Source organism: Nocardia sp. NPDC056611, assembly GCF_042792755.1.
In the GTDB taxonomy this organism is placed as follows: Bacteria; Actinomycetota; Actinomycetes; order Mycobacteriales; family Mycobacteriaceae; genus Nocardia.
Genome location: NZ_JBHTVV010000013.1, coordinates 49251 through 65322 on the forward strand (window position 1 = coordinate 49251; position 16072 = coordinate 65322).

General features: G+C 65.1%; 34 protein-coding genes. All 34 read right to left on the bottom strand.

The window, feature by feature from the left end; all coding sequences use genetic code 11:
- Nucleotides 1-37: 37 nt before the first annotated feature.
- The 34 genes from ACFRAQ_RS35950 to ACFRAQ_RS36115 all read right to left on the bottom strand — a co-directional run bounded on the left by ACFRAQ_RS35950 (nt 38) and on the right by ACFRAQ_RS36115 (nt 15920).
- Nucleotides 38-793 carry a metallophosphoesterase gene (locus ACFRAQ_RS35950; protein ID WP_379107535.1) on the bottom strand — a complete coding sequence of 252 codons (756 nt, stop codon included), beginning with the start codon at nt 791-793 and terminating at the stop codon, nt 38-40.
- Nucleotides 786-1223, bottom strand: coding sequence for a hypothetical protein (locus tag ACFRAQ_RS35955; protein WP_379107536.1), 438 nt, complete (start codon nt 1221-1223; stop codon nt 786-788). The genes ACFRAQ_RS35950 and ACFRAQ_RS35955 overlap by 8 nt, the downstream gene beginning before the upstream one ends.
- Entirely contained in the window at nt 1220-1519 is a 300-nt protein-coding gene (locus ACFRAQ_RS35960; RefSeq protein WP_379107537.1) for a hypothetical protein, read from the bottom strand. Before ACFRAQ_RS35960 ends, ACFRAQ_RS35955 begins: the two co-directional genes overlap by 4 nt.
- Nucleotides 1516-1692 carry a hypothetical protein gene (locus ACFRAQ_RS35965; RefSeq protein ID WP_379107538.1) on the bottom strand — a complete coding sequence of 59 codons (177 nt, stop codon included), beginning with the start codon at nt 1690-1692 and terminating at the stop codon, nt 1516-1518. Before ACFRAQ_RS35965 ends, ACFRAQ_RS35960 begins: the two co-directional genes overlap by 4 nt.
- Entirely contained in the window at nt 1689-1982 is a 294-nt protein-coding gene (locus ACFRAQ_RS35970) for a hypothetical protein (RefSeq protein WP_379107539.1), read from the bottom strand. The genes ACFRAQ_RS35965 and ACFRAQ_RS35970 overlap by 4 nt, the downstream gene beginning before the upstream one ends.
- Nucleotides 1979-3598, bottom strand: coding sequence for a TROVE domain-containing protein (locus ACFRAQ_RS35975; RefSeq protein WP_379107540.1), 1620 nt, complete (start codon nt 3596-3598; stop codon nt 1979-1981). Before ACFRAQ_RS35975 ends, ACFRAQ_RS35970 begins: the two co-directional genes overlap by 4 nt.
- A 497-nt stretch (nt 3599-4095) precedes the next feature.
- Entirely contained in the window at nt 4096-4752 is a 657-nt protein-coding gene (locus ACFRAQ_RS35980; RefSeq protein ID WP_379107542.1) for a hypothetical protein, read from the bottom strand.
- Entirely contained in the window at nt 4749-5312 is a 564-nt protein-coding gene (locus ACFRAQ_RS35985; protein WP_379107543.1) for a 3'-5' exoribonuclease domain-containing protein, read from the bottom strand. The genes ACFRAQ_RS35980 and ACFRAQ_RS35985 overlap by 4 nt, the downstream gene beginning before the upstream one ends.
- Nucleotides 5302-5517 carry a hypothetical protein gene (locus ACFRAQ_RS35990; RefSeq protein ID WP_379107544.1) on the bottom strand — a complete coding sequence of 72 codons (216 nt, stop codon included), beginning with the start codon at nt 5515-5517 and terminating at the stop codon, nt 5302-5304. Before ACFRAQ_RS35990 ends, ACFRAQ_RS35985 begins: the two co-directional genes overlap by 11 nt.
- A gap of 15 nt (nt 5518-5532) precedes the next feature.
- Complete coding sequence (locus ACFRAQ_RS35995) at nt 5533-6045, bottom strand: hypothetical protein (protein ID WP_379107546.1); 513 nt, start codon at nt 6043-6045, stop codon at nt 5533-5535.
- On the bottom strand, nt 6042-6221 hold the full coding sequence (locus tag ACFRAQ_RS36000; RefSeq protein WP_379107547.1) for a hypothetical protein: 180 nt from the start codon (nt 6219-6221) through the stop codon (nt 6042-6044). The genes ACFRAQ_RS35995 and ACFRAQ_RS36000 overlap by 4 nt, the downstream gene beginning before the upstream one ends.
- A gap of 268 nt (nt 6222-6489) precedes the next feature.
- Nucleotides 6490-6957 (bottom strand): hypothetical protein, encoded by a 468-nt coding sequence (locus ACFRAQ_RS36005; protein WP_379107548.1) that lies wholly within the window; start codon nt 6955-6957, stop codon nt 6490-6492.
- Complete coding sequence (locus tag ACFRAQ_RS36010; RefSeq protein WP_379107550.1) at nt 6950-7750, bottom strand: DNA polymerase beta superfamily protein; 801 nt, start codon at nt 7748-7750, stop codon at nt 6950-6952. Before ACFRAQ_RS36010 ends, ACFRAQ_RS36005 begins: the two co-directional genes overlap by 8 nt.
- Nucleotides 7747-8022 (bottom strand): type II toxin-antitoxin system HicA family toxin, encoded by a 276-nt coding sequence (locus ACFRAQ_RS36015; protein ID WP_379107551.1) that lies wholly within the window; start codon nt 8020-8022, stop codon nt 7747-7749. Before ACFRAQ_RS36015 ends, ACFRAQ_RS36010 begins: the two co-directional genes overlap by 4 nt.
- 180 nt (nt 8023-8202) lie before the next feature.
- Nucleotides 8203-8778: a hypothetical protein gene (locus tag ACFRAQ_RS36020; protein WP_379107553.1), complete on the bottom strand. Its 576-nt coding sequence runs from the start codon at nt 8776-8778 to the stop codon at nt 8203-8205.
- The gene (locus tag ACFRAQ_RS36025; RefSeq protein WP_379107554.1) at nt 8763-9023 is read right to left on the bottom strand and encodes a hypothetical protein; all 261 of its coding nucleotides are present in this window, start codon (nt 9021-9023) and stop codon (nt 8763-8765) included. Before ACFRAQ_RS36025 ends, ACFRAQ_RS36020 begins: the two co-directional genes overlap by 16 nt.
- Entirely contained in the window at nt 9020-9292 is a 273-nt protein-coding gene (locus ACFRAQ_RS36030; RefSeq protein ID WP_379107555.1) for a hypothetical protein, read from the bottom strand. The genes ACFRAQ_RS36025 and ACFRAQ_RS36030 overlap by 4 nt, the downstream gene beginning before the upstream one ends.
- Nucleotides 9289-9612 carry a hypothetical protein gene (locus ACFRAQ_RS36035; RefSeq protein WP_379107556.1) on the bottom strand — a complete coding sequence of 108 codons (324 nt, stop codon included), beginning with the start codon at nt 9610-9612 and terminating at the stop codon, nt 9289-9291. Before ACFRAQ_RS36035 ends, ACFRAQ_RS36030 begins: the two co-directional genes overlap by 4 nt.
- Complete coding sequence (locus tag ACFRAQ_RS36040) at nt 9609-9878, bottom strand: hypothetical protein (protein WP_379107557.1); 270 nt, start codon at nt 9876-9878, stop codon at nt 9609-9611. Before ACFRAQ_RS36040 ends, ACFRAQ_RS36035 begins: the two co-directional genes overlap by 4 nt.
- Nucleotides 9879-9990: 112 nt before the next feature.
- On the bottom strand, nt 9991-10815 hold the full coding sequence (locus ACFRAQ_RS36045) for a hypothetical protein (RefSeq protein WP_379107558.1): 825 nt from the start codon (nt 10813-10815) through the stop codon (nt 9991-9993).
- A complete protein-coding gene (locus tag ACFRAQ_RS36050; RefSeq protein WP_379107559.1) occupies nt 10808-10963 on the bottom strand; it encodes a hypothetical protein in 156 nt (51 codons plus the stop codon). Before ACFRAQ_RS36050 ends, ACFRAQ_RS36045 begins: the two co-directional genes overlap by 8 nt.
- Nucleotides 10960-11190, bottom strand: coding sequence for a hypothetical protein (locus ACFRAQ_RS36055; RefSeq protein ID WP_379107561.1), 231 nt, complete (start codon nt 11188-11190; stop codon nt 10960-10962). The genes ACFRAQ_RS36050 and ACFRAQ_RS36055 overlap by 4 nt, the downstream gene beginning before the upstream one ends.
- 94 nt (nt 11191-11284) lie before the next feature.
- Entirely contained in the window at nt 11285-11584 is a 300-nt protein-coding gene (locus tag ACFRAQ_RS36060) for a WhiB family transcriptional regulator (protein WP_379107562.1), read from the bottom strand.
- 221 nt (nt 11585-11805) lie between these two features.
- Nucleotides 11806-12021, bottom strand: coding sequence for a hypothetical protein (locus tag ACFRAQ_RS36065; RefSeq protein WP_379107564.1), 216 nt, complete (start codon nt 12019-12021; stop codon nt 11806-11808).
- A 74-nt stretch (nt 12022-12095) separates the two neighbouring features.
- Nucleotides 12096-12665, bottom strand: coding sequence for a hypothetical protein (locus ACFRAQ_RS36070; protein WP_379107565.1), 570 nt, complete (start codon nt 12663-12665; stop codon nt 12096-12098).
- A 20-nt stretch (nt 12666-12685) separates the two neighbouring features.
- Nucleotides 12686-13648 carry a hypothetical protein gene (locus tag ACFRAQ_RS36075; RefSeq protein WP_379107567.1) on the bottom strand — a complete coding sequence of 321 codons (963 nt, stop codon included), beginning with the start codon at nt 13646-13648 and terminating at the stop codon, nt 12686-12688.
- Between the two features lie 148 nt (nt 13649-13796).
- Nucleotides 13797-13991, bottom strand: coding sequence for a hypothetical protein (locus ACFRAQ_RS36080; RefSeq protein WP_379107568.1), 195 nt, complete (start codon nt 13989-13991; stop codon nt 13797-13799).
- Nucleotides 13981-14199 (bottom strand): hypothetical protein, encoded by a 219-nt coding sequence (locus ACFRAQ_RS36085; protein ID WP_379107569.1) that lies wholly within the window; start codon nt 14197-14199, stop codon nt 13981-13983. The genes ACFRAQ_RS36080 and ACFRAQ_RS36085 overlap by 11 nt, the downstream gene beginning before the upstream one ends.
- Entirely contained in the window at nt 14196-14498 is a 303-nt protein-coding gene (locus tag ACFRAQ_RS36090) for a hypothetical protein (RefSeq protein WP_379107570.1), read from the bottom strand. The genes ACFRAQ_RS36085 and ACFRAQ_RS36090 overlap by 4 nt, the downstream gene beginning before the upstream one ends.
- A gap of 4 nt (nt 14499-14502) precedes the next feature.
- The gene (locus tag ACFRAQ_RS36095; protein WP_379107571.1) at nt 14503-14685 is read right to left on the bottom strand and encodes a hypothetical protein; all 183 of its coding nucleotides are present in this window, start codon (nt 14683-14685) and stop codon (nt 14503-14505) included.
- The gene (locus tag ACFRAQ_RS36100; protein WP_379107572.1) at nt 14682-15038 is read right to left on the bottom strand and encodes a hypothetical protein; all 357 of its coding nucleotides are present in this window, start codon (nt 15036-15038) and stop codon (nt 14682-14684) included. Before ACFRAQ_RS36100 ends, ACFRAQ_RS36095 begins: the two co-directional genes overlap by 4 nt.
- Nucleotides 15035-15421, bottom strand: coding sequence for a hypothetical protein (locus ACFRAQ_RS36105; protein WP_379107573.1), 387 nt, complete (start codon nt 15419-15421; stop codon nt 15035-15037). The genes ACFRAQ_RS36100 and ACFRAQ_RS36105 overlap by 4 nt, the downstream gene beginning before the upstream one ends.
- On the bottom strand, nt 15418-15762 hold the full coding sequence (locus tag ACFRAQ_RS36110) for a hypothetical protein (RefSeq protein ID WP_379107574.1): 345 nt from the start codon (nt 15760-15762) through the stop codon (nt 15418-15420). The genes ACFRAQ_RS36105 and ACFRAQ_RS36110 overlap by 4 nt, the downstream gene beginning before the upstream one ends.
- Nucleotides 15759-15920, bottom strand: a complete 162-nt coding sequence (locus tag ACFRAQ_RS36115; protein WP_379107575.1) for a hypothetical protein — start codon at nt 15918-15920, stop codon at nt 15759-15761. Before ACFRAQ_RS36115 ends, ACFRAQ_RS36110 begins: the two co-directional genes overlap by 4 nt.
- Between the last annotated feature and the right edge of the window lie 152 nt (nt 15921-16072).

Below are 16072 nucleotides of genomic sequence, written 5' to 3' on the forward strand. Positions count from 1 at the left end.
TAAGTGCAATGCATTGCATTGTCTAGCGTGCACTGCCCTAGGCGAGTTTGAAGACCACTACGTTTTCCGCAACTGGCGCCGAGTCGTCGGCGAGGATCGTCACCATCGTCCGGTACCCGCGGGAAATGTCGTCGAGCGGCGTGGTGAGCCGGCAGTGGTAGTGGCCTGCGAACAGGCGCTTCGGCTGCACCTGGTCGACGACGCGGCGGAGCAGTTCCCGATGTTGTTCCGCGGCTTCGATTTCGCGTGCAGGGAAGCCGAGCGGGTTGCCTTCGATGCACGGGATGCGGACGCCGGCGGGTACGTCATGCGTGATCATGACATCTGCCAGGCCGTCGTCGGTGGCTCGTTGGGCTTGGGCGATGGTGATGGTTTCGCCGGGCCACCATTCGCGGCCAGGTGTCCGCCATGGCCGGTCGACGGAGTGCGCGCCGCCCAGGGCTAGGAAGCTGGTGCCTTTCCATTCCCACCGGTAGGTGCGTGGCAGGTAGAAGATGTTGGGTCGCAGCGGGATCGCGGTTCGCCCGTGGTCGGCGACAAGCGCGTTCAGCCGCTCATGGTGATCGTGATTTCCGTCGACCCAGCCGAGAACGAGCCCGGTGTCTTCGAGCGCGCGCTGGACGGCCGCGAAGAATTTGGGGCGCATGTCGAATGCGAAGTCACCGACGTGCAGGATGGCCTGAGCGCCCTGTTCAGCCGCCCAACGGATCGCGCGTTTCGCGTGATGCTGGTTGGCGTGCCAGTCTCCCGCTATCGCGATCTTCGTCGGGTTGAGCTGCTCCCAGTCAGTCATTGTTCCGCTTCCGCTCGAAGTACTCGGGGTCGTTCAGGCGGGCATACCGGTACTGGGTGCCAGTGAAGTCGCCGAACAGGAGGTATGGAATCGGGATCAGCAGGTGCTGCCACCATCTGCCGCCGACACGAAGGCCGAACGCCCATAGGTGATATGAGCAGTAGGCATCGACGAACCGCGGTGACGTCCATGGCCACCGGAGGGGCGGCACTCTCCTGCCGTCGCATGGACAGTCTGGGGAGCCTGCCAGTCCGAAGCTTGATGTGCTCTTGACGTGCCCACAGCCGGGACAGGAGTGGGTGATGCAGTTGTCCCAGTCGCATCGGCCGCGGACGGCGTTGCTGAAGTAGGTTCCGTTGCGGATGCCCATGACAACGGTTCCGCAGTCGTCGCATGCGATCTCGTCGTCGCGGCGTGCCTCTTTGGTCATCGTTCGATCCGTCCGTAGGTGGTGCGGATTCGTTTCCAGCGCGCCCAGAGTGGATCGTTGGTGTAGGGGTTGCAGTGTGGGCTGCATTGGCAGCCGCGCAGGTTCCGGAACTCCCACAGTGCGATCACGAGGGCGTGCACGCCGAGCGGGAGGACGAGGGTCTTTCGGTAGTACTCGTCGTCCCCGAATGATGGCAGCAGGTAGCGACGCCAGTGGGCGCCGCCGCGGCCAGGCGCACCCATGTACAGGATCCACATGCGCCCCTTGATGGAACGGCGGATCGACTTCCAGGTCACGCAGCCTCCTTGGCAAGCCGACGCCCCAGGTAGTCCGCGATCTCCATCGCGCGGATCCACGAGGCCATGAAGGCGTACTCGAGCAGCCGCCCATCTGGCGTGGGGACGAGGACAGCCCAGCCTTGTACGCGTCCGTTGTACGCACGCACGGACCGAACCTGAATGCGATTCATCTTCCCCATCCCAAGCCTCGGATACGACGCGCACGAACGCGATGCAGCTTGCGGTAGTGGGCGCGAGTGGCCGCGGTGTCGTGCTTGCGGCAGATCCAGTAGGCCCAGTGGTCTGGCTCGTCCAGCCAGTCTTCGCGGTCGTCGACCAGGTCCTGGTTCAGCGGGACTCGGAACCATTGGTGCGCGATCTCGTCGAGCACGCACCAGCGGAACGTTCCCTCGCAGTGCATGAGGACTCCCCGCTGGTGGCCGTAGTACCACCAGTCGGAGAGTCGTTCGCGCACAGTCACGCGGGCTGGTCGCCGATCAGCCACGGCCAGGCGCCGCTGTGGCCAGCCTCAAGCAGCGGCACCAGCTTGAATGTCGAGTCGGTCAGGGAGCCGAACTCGTGACGGTTCGGGCCGAGCGCGTACGCACCCGGACGGTAGCCGCCGAGGTTGAATCCGTAAACCGGGACATCCTTGGGGATCTGCGCGGTGATGCCGCCGCTCTGGGTCTGCATGTCCGAGATGATGAACACCCGGTCGTGCCCCTTGTACTGGCGGCGGACCGCGCCCGCAATGTCGGTGCCGTGACCGACCTCGCCCGCACGGCCCACGAACCGCTGGATCTCCGCGATGGCGGACGCCCCTGCCGGGACATCGTGCTTGAACTCACCGGACGCGAACCCGTAGATGTCGGACCCGACCGGGTTGGCCGCCCCGAGGGCCACGCCGAATACCGCGGCGGCCTTCAACGGGGTGACCTTCGACCGGGCCGAGTAGCAGGTGCCCGTCATTGACCCGGAGGTATCGATCAGGATCAGCGTCCGGCCCGGAAGCTTCGGGATGTTGCGCAGCGCGTGACCGAGAGCCTTGTCGAGCGAGTGGCCCCAACGCAGCGACGGCGCCGCCTCGTACGCCGACAGGAACCGGAACGGGAACTGCCGCGACTTCGCGACCTCGCTCGGATCGGTCAGCTTCGCCATCACCTGCTGCGCGACCGCGTCCGAGACGCCGGCCTGGTCAAGGTTGCGCAAGTTCCGCAGCAGCGCCATGTAACCCATTGACGGGATGATCGCTTCCCACCGCTTCGCAGTCCACGCGCCACCGAGCAGCGACGGCACCGACTCCCACGTCATGCCCGCAGCGTTGAGAGCGTCGGCCGCGTTGTCGTGTAGGTCGTGCGTGCCGAACAGGAACTCCTCAGCCCGGTTCGGTCCCATCGCGCGCAGGGCAGCGTTGTCGCGCACCATCAGCAGCGACGCGGGGATCTCGTTGTCGCGGTTGTGGCGCCGGTCCAGGGCGTGCTCGAACAGGTCGCCCTGGCGGTCGTCTTTCGCGGTGGGGTGCACGAGGTCGATGACGTCGGCGAATCGCCATCCGTGGCTGGCGGTGTCGTACTTCAGGAGCGAACGCTCGGTGTAGAGGCGCGTCACGGCATCGGCGACACCGCGTTTGACCGGCTGAGGTAGCCGCCGCCCGTAGTTCGCGGTCCAGTAGGCGAGCATCTCGCCGGGCTCGTCGGCACGCTGCAGCACGGCGCGGATGGCGTCCCGATTGCCGCCGCTGATTCCGGCGTCGAGGCGGCCCTTCACGTATTCGGCGGCGCCGACGATGGAGGCGCTGCGCATGTTGGCTTCGGGGCCGCGCAGCCAGCCGAGCAGCGCCGCGGTCCACTCACCGTCTTTGACGGCCATCTTGCGAATCAGCGTGCGGTAGCGGTCATCGCGGTCGCCTGCGGCCTCGTAGAAGGTGGGCTCCCCCACCATGTTCGACACCGCGAGCAGGAAGAGCTCCGAGCGGGTGTCGCGGCGCGCTCCGTCTGCGCCTTCGTGGGTCTTGATCAGTTTGCCGCCGGCCTTGGTCTTGATCGGCCCGACCGCGGTGTTCGCCGATCGTGTGGCAGTGGAGTTGAATTTTGACATGGCAAATGCCTCCCAACGTGGTTCCTGGCTTGTGTTGGGAGGCAGTCAGATTAGGGTGCTGACATCAGGGTGAGGTGGGTACATGCGGGTTTGAACCGCGGCTCCCAGTTGTGGCTGGGAGTTTCAACCATAGAAGTAACCCGCCTCGGCGGACCAGCACCCCTCTGAAGTTCTCCCGGATCGTCCCGGATTGCCTTGGGAGGCGTCACAGGAGGCGCTGACATCAAAGGCGAAATAGGTGACGTTGTACGTGTGCTATCCGGTACACCACACCCCGGAGTGTTCGGGGCGGCAGGAGTTGAACCTGCTCTACGCGCTCCATATGCGAAGTAACCCACTTCTATCGGACCAGCGCCCTGTGAAGTTGTATCCCGAGGTCAAGACGCGGGCGGTGCTGTTTTTCAATGCGAATGAAGAAGTAACCGCCTGCTTCGCACCGGGATTCGATGCTGAATGCAATCTACACTACTCGATACAGTGCACGCAACCCGACTCGCTCACTCCAGCACGCCTTCAGGCAGACCTGCACCGATCGACCGAGCCAACGCCGCGAAATGCTCCGGCGCCCAAGTCGTCTCACACGCCGTACACCGCGCCGACGACCGGTCAGCCTGCAACACGTACCGGCGCACCTGCTCCCCCGACCCGTCATCAGCGAGCGTCGTCGTCTCGCCGCAGGCTGGGCATGCGGCCCGAAGCTCCCACATGTGTGTTGCCTCGGTCGGGAGTAGGACGCGGGCGCGCGTGACCCACGCGAGAACTTCACGCTCCATCCGCCGCAACTCCCCCACGTCCTGCGGACGCCACCCGTGATCGACCAAGGCGTACAGCCGCCGGACAGTCACTGGGACAGTCACTGGCCCCGATGGGATTTCAGGCCACCACAGCGCTACTCGCTGATCGATGCGGATGACGAGCGACATGGCGTCGGTCCAGCCGGGCGCGGTCGATGCCGGCGCACTGCGGACGAGGGTGTCTTCGATCCGTTCACCGTGGCGGGCCTCGAGAAGTTCCCTGTAGAGGCTGCCGCGGACGATGTGCTCAGGTCCGTGGTCGCGGTCGATGGTGTCGGGGCGGAGGCTGATGAGCGCGTTAACAGCGTCGGAGAACGCCGTGTGGGCGCCGTCGAGTAGTTCGCTGGTGGCTTCGGTCATTCGTGGAGGTGCACCTCTCGCGCCTTCAGGACTCGCATCACGTGCCGTGCGTCTTCGAGCGCGTTGTGGAGCCCCTCGGTCTGCTTGGGCGGCGTGAACTCAGGCGTGAGTTCGAGTGCCTGCTGCAGGTCATGGGTCCACATCGGGATGCCGGCGGGGAGGTGGATCATGGCTCCCCAGAGTTGGCAGAGGGCGACGTGGTCGTAGGCGGCGTAGTCGGCCCACAGTTCGGGTTGGCCTGCGCTGTTCAGGAATTCGCGGACCTCGTTCGCGATCACCCATTTGGGCTTCACGAGGGTCGATGACTTGTCGATGGCGAAGGACCACCTGAAGCCTGTGAGTGTCGAGGGCTCACGCAAGTCGCCAACCAGCGGCAGGGTGGACACGACGTTGCTACACAGCCAGCCATCGTTCTTGATGGTGTTCCAGGGCGCTTCGGAGTTGACCGCGTAGTACTCGCGCCCGTCCTCGCTGACGATGCCAATGGAGATCAGCTCGATCGTCTTGCCGTTCTCCAGGAATTCGGTGTCGTAGGCGTACTGTGTGCTGTCAGCGTGCATGGTGTGCCGCTCCCATCGCCTTCTTGACTTTGGCCACATGCTCAGCGAGTTCGTCGACGGATCCATTCAGGACGATCGACGGCGTGGCAATGCTCTTCGGCAGGGCACACGCCTGGTCGGCGCGACGCAGGTAGCGGACGGTGAGCACGCTGCACGCGAGGATGGCGGCGACCAGGAGCATGGTCACGATGTCGACAAAAGGCATTGCTTCTCCCGGTCGCTAGCGACGGACGGTTTCGACGAACTGGCATTCACGTCCGGGCGTTCCAGTCCACTGCCAGGCACGCTTGCAGGTGAGTTCGAGGACATCGCCGGGTTTTACTGCCGCACAGCGAGAGTCGTCACAGCGGTATTCGTTCGTGTCTTGGGCATACCGCACAACGAACATCTGCGACATACCCTTGTCGCCATCGGAGAGCATGCGCGAATCGATCTGCGCCACTTCACCGCGGACCGGCCGCCACTGGTGATACTCCCAGTCGAACGGCCACCACGCACCGACAAAAACCGCGGCAGAGATCGCCAGCGGGATGAGAGCTCCTCCGCCCCAGATGACCCCGTCTGCGAACGCGTCAGCATCACCGTTCTCAGCGATCACGTTCTTGATGACCTTGACCACCGAGACGGCAAGGATCAGACCCAGGATCCCGAAAACCAGCGCCGCGATCGGCAGACCGATGAGTGCACCGAGCGAGTAGCGGACGTGACTGACGGGTTCGAGCGCGTAGTTCATTCGTTCTCCTGGTCGCTGAATCCGAGGTCGGCGGGTGTGATGGGCCGGTTGAAGTGCTGCAGCGCGTGCACGCGCATGAGCGCGCGGATGTCGGGCTCGGCGAGCGGCGCCCCGGACCACATGTCGCATCCGTGGGATACGCAGCGGATGTGCTGCATCTGCTGCGGGCTAGGCATCGTTGATTCCTTCGGCGCCGACGGTGAGCCAGCGGAGGAGCGCAGGCGTGCCCAGAAACCATGCAACCACCACCAAAGCGACTGCGGCACAGCTAATTGCAATCCGGTTCATCAGGTTCGTCCTCGTCGTCACGCGGGAAGTCGGTAACCGGATCTGTCGGGTCCTCAGTCAATTTGCTGACTCCTTGCCGCTGTTGATCACAGGCTAACGAGGGAGTCAAACCAGAAAGCGCGACAACGCAATAGCGTTGCCGCGCGATAGTTGCTGCTAGACGGACGCACCGTCCGAACCGCCGCGGTTCGCGGCACGTTGGATCAGCGCGATCCTGTCGTCCCACCCTTCCGGCTTGTCGAAGAAGTTCGGGTCCGCGGCGTAGAGCACGACGTCGCTGCCGATGGACACCACGAGGGACCGCTTCTTCGCCTGTTCGGCCAAGCACAGGTCTTCGATCAGCTTCAGGCGGCTGGCGCTCTCAATCGCCTCGTCCTGCCAACCGCGGCGGGACTTCCACACACGGTCGAGCAGGCTCGCCTGCCGCACCCGCTTATCCCTGTTGGTGTCACGGCGCCGCCTGATCGCCCCCAGCTCGGATTCGCTACCGAGCGCTCGGGTCTGCCAGAAGCGGCGGGACCTCCACAGGCGTACGACCACGCGGTTCGCGCGCATGCGTGCATGCCGTTCGCCGAACATGACCGCGTTGAAGAGACGCGCGTGGTACGGCGTGATGTCATCCATGAGATCCCCCCACGAGGTTGTTGGTCTCCCACCAGGACTGGTAGGTGTCGGTGAGCCAGCGGTCGATTGCGGCGCGGTCAGGCTGTGCTGGCAGGTTGGCGGTGACAGCGAGTGCGCGCAGTTGAGCCGCGAGGCCGTCGACAACGCCGAGGGCGTCTTCCTTGGTGTACTTGCCGTTGCGGAGGTCGATCAGCCAGTTGCGGTCGTGTTCTGGCATCGGGAGTGTGATTCGGCCGGTCGTCAGCAACTCGACGCCCTGAAGTCCGAGCCGGATCATGTGGTACCCGTACTTTGTGTCCCAGGAGTACTTCTCGATGAGTTCGGGCCGGTTGGTGCGTTGCGATTTCAGCCCGAGCATCCGCTCCTTCTGCGAGTTCAGGTAGCCGAGGAATCGGTGCGCCGCTTCGCGGGACAGGAACCGTTCGGGGTGGGCTTGGATGTCGCGGCCGACGTCGTTGATCGTCACGAGCTCCTGCGGCGGGATGTACATGAGCAGCAGGACGGTTGGGTTGCCTTGTGCGGCGAGGCGCGCCCATTTCCGGAGTGAGTAGATGACGAGGTCCAGGTCGCCGGCGCCGGATCGGACGCCTTCGGGTTGGGTGCGGTAGATGTACTGCTCGAACGAGGCGTTCCCGATGACGTACTCGGGTGGCTCGATGCACACGGCCATCTCGTCTCGATCGTCGTCGCCGGTGGTGACGCCGTGCAGCCCGGAACCGACCTGGCCGCGGAGGACGGTGTTGGCGGTGGCGATGCGACCGAATTCGGTGCTGCTGTGTGGGTTCGTGCTCAAACCTGGTTCTCCTTGATTCTCTTGGCGTGCTTGCGTTTTCCGGTCCGCGGCTTCAGTGGTCCCGAGATTCGGGCGAGGTCTGATTCCGCGTTGAACGTGGGGAAGCTGGGGCTCGATGGCACGGTCAGCGTTTGCCCTGTGGCGGGCCATCGGAGGCGGTGGTGGCCTTTGCCTGAGCGGCCGACGTATTCCCAGCCGACTTTCTTGGCGCGGCGGACGAGGTCCCACGCTTCCTTCTGGCTCGTCATGCTGCGCCGCTGGCTGGCATCCATGGGCTTTCGGTCTCGTCGCGGGTTTCCGCGGTGACGTCGTAGCCCGCGTTGATGAGGGCGTCGCGCTTGTACCGCCACTCGCTGGGGTGGCTGCTGATCACGAAGGACTCGCCGGTGGCGGGGTCGCTGTAGGTGAGTCGGTACTCGCGTGGGCGGCCGGGTTTGGGTGTTTTGGCGTGTTCACGCCGCGCGTCGGGTGAGGGCTTCGGGGAGGTGAAGGTTGTTGAGCGCAGCCAGTTGCAGAACGGGGAGGGGATCATCGATGGGTGCTCCGATGAGTCGGCAGCCGATGGCCATCAGGATCACGGCGTCGGCTTCGTCGTTGGTGTTGATGTCGATGTGCGGGTAGCGGCGTACCGCGGCCGCGAGGACGGCGTCCTTGCCAGAGGTGCCTTTGCCGGTGCCGTATTTGGCGCGGATGGTCGGTTCGACAGGGACCACGGTTCGGGTGGATCCGGCGAGGAGGTCGTAGGTCATCCACCACAGGCCGGACCGGTCATGTTGGTGGCCGGTGACGGATCCGTAGGACGGTGCTTCCATCACGACGAGGGCCCCGTCAGGGATGGCGGGCAGGATGCGGTAGAGGATGTGCCCGAGGCGCTTGTATCGCGTCTCCCATGGATCGCCCTTCTTGCCCGCGGATTCGATGACGCCACACCACGGCTTCAACCCGGGTGTGGAGACGGCGATGCCGGTGGCTGTGAGCGACAGGTCGAGCCCGACCACGGTGTCGAAGCGGGTCACAGTTCCTGCCATTTCACGAAGTCGTTGAAGGCGGTGAATTCGCGGCGGCATTGCGAGCAGGTGATGGTGCCGTTCTCGACCTTCCGCGCGAACTGCTCCTGAACGATCTGCAGGCAGGGCGCGCACACAAAGTTGTCGGCGCATCCGTGCCAGTTCGCCCAGTAGGCGGCGGTCGGCGCCGGACCGATCGGGCCGAACTCGTGAACGAGGCTGCCACACACCGGGTCTGGAAGGTCAGGCAGATTGGCCGCGGTCACAGTGGCACCACCTGATAGAGGGCTTCGAATGTGTGGAAGAAGCCGTGGCAGGCGCAGCATTCCAGTGCGTCACTGTCGTTGAACGCTTCTCGGCAGTTCTTCTCGAGACGGGCCAGGCATGGCGAGCAGATCAGAGCGGCCCCGCAGCCATGCTGGTTGAGAAACACGTCAGCCCGTGGGCGGACAACGTGCGTTGTTGACTCGCACTCGGGCTCGTGGTCGAGGTGTTCGATGCTGTCGACGTCGGGTGCTGTCTGTGTTGCCATCACGCGGCTCTCCTCTCGTGGACTGGTTGCTTCGATGTGTGCCAGTGCTTCCCGGACGGGCACTCGTAAGCGCGGACGGGGCGCCGGCCGGTTCCGGGTTTGGCGACGAAGTGCCAGATCGCGTTCTCGGCGTGGATCCGGTTGGGGTACTGGGTCTTCTGGGGTGTCGGGCAGTCGGGTCGCCCGCTGTTGATGACGTGGAGGTAGAGGGTGGCGGTGGCTTTGCCGCGGTCGTTGTGGGATTCGTGGTGCCCGCACAGGCAGTAGGCGGTGAAGCTGCCGCCGGTCCGCCGGACCTCGGAGAGGCGATGGGCGTCAGTCACCGGTCGCTCACCCGCCGATACGGGTCGACCTTCGGTTGGACGCCTCTCGCCAGGCACGTCGGGCACACGTCGCCGAACTTGTTCGCGATGAACCATCCGCGGTCCATGAACCATTCCAGCGGTGGTTCTTTCGGGAATGCCTCGCTCGTCGTGGGGCAACCGATCTCGTCGCATCGCATCACCCAGTCGCGGGTCTTCTCATCGATCCATTCGCGGGTCACTGGCCGCTCAGCTCCGGCCGTTCGATGTGTCGGGAGCACCGCCATGGACGCTTGGAAAACCAGGCCAACGTCTCGCCTTCCTCCCGCCGGCTCCTCGCCTCGGAGAACGTCTGCTCGGGGCAGCCAGCCTCAGCGCATCGCAGGGACACCCCGTACCTCATCGGCTGCTCACCTCCTGCTGCGGCCACTCCCCTACGGCCTCGGCCACGGTGTCGAGCACGGTGGCGGGCTGCGGGTCTGGCCAGTCCAGGGACACCACCTCGTCCAGCTGGGCATGGTGGTGGCCCACATGCCCGTTCGGAAGCTCGCACCAGACGGCGCGGTGGTCGCGGTAGTCCTCGGCCGAGAGAAGGCTGAAGCTCGCGCGGGTGGTCGTGGCCGGGCAGCGCCAGCCGAGGACACTCATCCAGCGGTCGTACTGCTCCCCGATCTTCGCCTGCTGCTCCAGCTCGGCGCGCGCGGCGTCTCGCTGCCGACGGAGCGACAGGATCGCCTCCCCGCCGGCCTCCTTGGCGGCGGCCATCTGGTCGAGCTGCTCCTCGAGGTCGTCCCCGGCGAGCGTCTCGCCCTGGAGCTGCTGCTCCAGCCCAGCGACCGCAGCCTTGAGCGCGGTGATCCGAGCACCCTTGTCGCCGATCTCGGTGAGCTGGTCCTCGATCACCTTCTCCAGCTCGGCGATGCGGGCGCGGAGAGAACTGCGGGCCGTGCGCATCTTGGCGAAGCGGTCGTGCCACTCCCTGGAGCGTCGCCGCCAATCATCAGCGTCGCGTCGAACGGACCAGATCGCGTCGAGCATCATGTCCGCCGGGACGCACACTCCGTGTACGGCTACCTCGCCCAGATGGCAGTGGTCGATGTGTGCGAGGTCGTCCACGATGGCGCACTCACACACCGGGCACACCGGGTCGGCGGCGGTGAGGTCTCGGTCAGCCTGGTCGCTGGCGAGGAACTCTCCGAGGCTCATGTATTCGGGGTCAGGCATGGTCGGCCTCCTCATCGTCTTCGTCGTCGCATTCGGGGCAGTAGAAGCCGTCACCGTCGAACTCGCGATAACAGACGATGCAGCGACCGTCTCCGGCGGCAGCCAGGACTTTCGGCATCTCGCTGTCAGGGATGGATTCGAACGTCATCGCGAGATCTCCTGGAGGGCAAGCGCTTCGGTGAATCGCGGGGGCGGGTTGGTGACGCCGAGGTCGGCAAGCATCCGCGCGGCATCTCGGAGAGCACCCCGGTAGATGTCGTGGTCGCGGGCGTACCGCTGCTGTTTGGCGGCGATGGCGGCGTAGTTCTGCTGGGTTTCGTTGTGGAGCTGCTGGAGTTCGGCGCGAACCTGGTCCAGCTCACGGTGTTCCGTCATTTGCCGCTCCCTCGCTCGTGGTCGTTGTCCATCAGGCGTGACACGCGCACAACATCGTCAGATGCATATATCGACATCGTTGTATCCATGTCACTCACGCCGCGGCCGCCGAGTCATCACGATCACGGTCCGCGTGGATCCGACCACCCCACACGCCCGGGACCCGCTCCCCCTTCGCGCGCACCAACTCGTCATGCCGCGCAAGGCATTCGACACGCAACGGGCACGAGAAGCACAGGTTCCGAACCTTGCGGTGCCGCTCCTGCTTCTGCTCTGGGGTTTCACCTTCGACGTGCCAGTCCCACATGGAAGCGCGGCGGTGACGCATCCAGGTTTCGTAGCGTTCCTGACGGCAGACCGCGTCGGCCCACTTGTCTTCGATCTTGAGGTTCATCGGTGCATCACCGCGAGGACAGTTGCGAATAGGGCGCCGGCAATGACGAGGGGGATGGCGATGAGAGCCCCGAATATGTTGACCCACAGGGGTTTCATGGCGTTCTCCTGACGGTTCAGGACGGATGTCTTGGAGGGTTGCTGGGCGGCTCCCCCACGGTTCGCCAGCAACAGTTTGATCATAGTATTGCGTGCACTGTGTCGTCTACAGTGCATTGCACTTCAGTTGCGGGTGTCGAGTTTCTTTTGGAGCGCTTGCAGCTCGCCCCACGCCTGCACCGACTCCGTCACCAGCTGTTGCTCCTCGTCCCCGGTCAACGGGATGCTGACCACCCCATGCGGCCCGGTGATGTTGAGGACTGCGCGTTGCGGTTCGAGTGCGCTGATGGACGGCAGGATCTGGATGTCGATCGTGTGGCCGGATTGGGTGCTAATCATGGAGGTTGCCCTTCGTGCGGCGGGAATGGGTGTGCCGCACAGCGCGCTCGGCGGTCGCGCTGTGCGGCAGCGGGTTACGCGGCGGCCAGGTTGCGTGCGTGACGCTTCTCCGCCTCGACGCCTTTCGATTCCTGGTAGCGGGCGGTGTCCGCGGCTTCGGCGGTCCGCAACTGTGCGGTCGTGTGGAGTGCCTGCAGGTAGTCCTGGAGGGCCTTCTCCCCTGCGTCGCTGCCCTTGTCGGACCAGGCGGATTTGTCTTCGAGGTCTTCGAGGCGTTCGTAGATGCGGCTGGCGTATCCGCCGAAGTGGGCGCCGTAGGCCTTGGCGTCGTGGGTGACGAGGATGTCGTTGAGCCAGTCGAGGGCGTCGCTGTTGCTGGCGGCGAACAGGCCGGCGGCTTCTTCGGGCCACAGTCCGAGGAGTCGGGCGGCGACGGTTTCGATGTCTTCGGTGTCGCGGGTTGCGAAGTTGACGACTTCGGTGGCGTCGCGCAGGCTGCCGGGTTCACGCTTGAACGCGTAGCCGCCGTGGAGCTCAATGGTCAGGCCGGCGACACACTTTGACCACTTGGACTGGTTGAAAGACTCGGGGTTCTTGGTCGCGTGCTGGTAGACGCGGCGGATGAGCGGGATGTTGTGTTGCATTGGGGTTCACCTGGTTTCGGTCAGATGTGGCAGTCGACGTTGATCAGCCACGTGTCTTCGGTGAGGGAGTCGACGTACTCGTTGGCCGCGGCCAGGTACGTCTGAGTGCTGTTAGCTGTCGCGTTGTCCATCCCGAACCAGCCCATCTGCCCCTTGGACAGCCATCGGCCGTCGGCGGTCAGGAGCGCGAAGCCGGGGATAGCCTCGTCGCGGCATTGCTGGACGTACTCGTCGCGGGTCAGGTGGTCGAACCGGTCTTCTGGCCCGTCGAACCAGTTCTTGTACTGCTCCGAGGTGCGGAGGGTGGCGATTCGGGGCTGGGCACGGTAGTCCGCTCGCGCGGTGTTGATGTTGTATTCCAGGCTGGCCCAGTAGATCTCGCGCGCCTTGTCCGTTTCAGCACGCCGGACGGCATCGAAATTCTTGTATTGCGGCGATCCGTAGGCGAGGGCGTCGGCTTCCTCCTTGGTCAGGCCTGCCGCCTCGTATGCCTGATCGACTGCCTCGTCGTACAGGTCGCTCCACGACTTGGGCGCGTTCGCTTCCGCCTTTTCGACCCGCTCCCGGAATTCCCGCCACGGCTGGTGCTGGGGCGTGCCGAAGATGGCCATCGCGTACCCGTCCCAGTCCCGACCGCCCTTCTCCCCCGCCGCGGCTCGGGCTCCCGCGATGTCCAAGGCTCGGATTCGCCCGCCGTCGCATTTCGTGGGGTCGATGGGCTTCTTTTCATTGGTCCAGCTGGATTCGCCGTCGATAAGGTCCACAACCTGGGCGCCTTCGCGGATGACGAACTTGCCGCGCCAGCGACCTCCGATCACCCACCAGTCCCATTCGGCCTTCGGGTTGCGCCAGTACGTTTCGCCGTCTTCTTCGTACTGCTCTACTTCGAGGTTCTCGTCGAACGGGGCGAGGGCCTTGTCGAGGGCGGCCTGGACGTCGTTGACGCCAGCGGGGATTGCGACGGTAAGGGTGAAGTGACTCATGTGTGGTTCCTTCAGGGGTTTCCGGGAATGAGGTCTTGGTAGGGGCGGCGCCTGGCAGAGCGAATCGATCCCAGGCGCCGCGCTCCTCCTTCACGGACTGCCGTCTGCGCGGGTCACGGTGTGGGTCGCGGCGGCTAGTCGGGAAGGTTCAAGGGGTGATGCGGTCGACGGTGACGAGGATGGCGCGCAAGTCTCGATCGACCTGTTTGCTGTCGTGCGCTTCGGCGTACTCGTTGACGAGTTGGCGCAGCGTCTCGTACTTGCGCAGGGTTTCGAGCTGGCGCGACTCCAGGCGTTCGTAGGAGCTCATCTCGCCCCACGGCTTCTGCGGTTCAGGCGGCATCGCGCGCCTCCACCCAGCCGTGTTCGTTGCGCCAGAAGCGGTCAACTTCCGCGGGCGTGTACAGCGCGGGATCGCTGGGGTGTTCGTCGATGACGCAGTCCTCGCCCGCCCTCCGGAACGTCACGACGCTGAGTGAGCCGCCCTGCCGAAACCGGACGCCCACGGGGATCTCGCCGGCGTGGTCCCACCACCGGGTTCCGGCGCTCACGACAGCACCTCAGCGAATCCCGCGACGCTCCCCCACTTGCGCTGGACGGCGGAGTTCGAGACCTGGAGCACGGGCGCGGCACCCCGCTGGTACTCGTACAGGCGGCCGGCGTAGTCGCGGCGCCAACCCGGCGACTCATCGCGTCCCACGGCCCGGAAGTAGACGCCGACCGGGATCTCGATCACCGACTGCCAGGTCCTGGGCTTCGTCGAGCGGTACAGCCGGTCGCGGAGTCCCCAGCGCCGCAACGCGTTCGCGATGTTGTTGGCGATGGTCTTCGCGGTCTCGCGCGTGTTCATCGGATTAGTCCTCGCCTTCGCAGGTGTGGGAGTAGACGACGTTGCGGGCGTCCGCTTCGCCGAACGGGCCGGAGCCCCAGAGGTCATAGGCCATGCCAGTGGTGAACCCGCACGGCTTGTGGGTCAGGTGGTGGAGCTCGAACCAGCCGGAAGCGCGTTCGGCGTCCCAATCGGAGGGCAGTCTCATCGGGTTGCTCCTTCGGTGAGGCAGGACTGCATGTAGTGGGTGAGGCCGGCGAACGCGTCCGGATCGTGGGTGCGGAGCCATTCGATGGCGCTGATTGCGATCTGCCGGATGAAGGTCGCGTCGTGATCGGCTTCCCACGCGACGAGGCGGGACAGGAGTTCGCGGACTCCCCCGGCGGCGAGGTCGACGCGGATTTTGGGGCCGCGGCCGGTCGCGTTGGCGGCGACACGCAGCTGGCAGAGCCTGGATTCCTTCGCGGGGCAGCCGATTTCGACCGCGTATCCGTCGCGGTCGACGACGGGCGCGGCACCGAAGTAGGTGACCCGCTCGTTCGGGTCTTCGCGGGTGATCACGCCGCCGCCTCGACGTGACGAAGCACGTCCGCGCTGTGCACGACGACGCTCATCATGGGATCGTCGGGGTCAACGCCATACGGCTTGCAGTACGGCTCGTCGGGACTCCACACGAACGGCGCTGCTTCTTCGAGGATGTCGGCCAGGATCTCCCGGGCATGCCGGAGGCAGAACGCCTCTTGTTCAAGGCCGCCCCACTTGGGCGCGTCGGTGTCGCGGTCGTAGGTGATCGCGTACCAGTCGACATGGACGCATGCGGGGTGAGGTTCACCGACCCAGCATTCGGACGTCGCGAATTCGTTGGCGTCCGGGCTGGTTTCGATCGCGATTCTCGCGGGGTCGTCGGGCAGGCCGAGCAGGTCGCGGACGGTGTCGACGTTCATGCGGCCACCGCCGACGATTCGGTGAACACTCCGTACTGGATGGCCCAGTAGTTGACGGTCACGTCGGTGTCGTGATCAGTCGACCGGTCGGCGCGGTCGAGGATGCAGCGGACCTCGTCGGGCGCGTGGTCGGCGCAGAACATGGCGTCGGTGGCGATGGGGCCGTCCACCTCGTCGTTGACGGTGAACTCGACGTACACGGCGCCGTGGGTGTCGCAGCAGTCGCAGACCGGGTGGTCGCGGAAGTCCTTGGCGTCGCGGTCGATGATGCCGGTGAAGCGGGGCGCCCAGTCGGGGATGTCGAGGATGGCGCGGACCTGGAAGGTGTCGGGGTCGGTCATGCCGCCACCTCGTTCGCGAAGTCGAAGTCGGCTTCGGTGTAGATGAATTCGCAGGTGTCGGCGCACTCTTCGTGGCCGCAGTGCTGGCCGGCGTCGCTGTAGCGGCGCTCTTCCAGTTCGCAGTACTGCGAGGGGTCGAGGTGGGTGGGGTTGCGCATCGTTTCGCTTTCGGTTGAGGAGCCCGGTGCCAGCCGGGTTGATGCAGTCCACTCTATGTAGTGCATTGGGTTGCATTCAATAGCTTGCATCACACCGTTACCGAACCGTCACAATCGAAATGACCAGCACGCAACACGGCCTCACTTCGAAC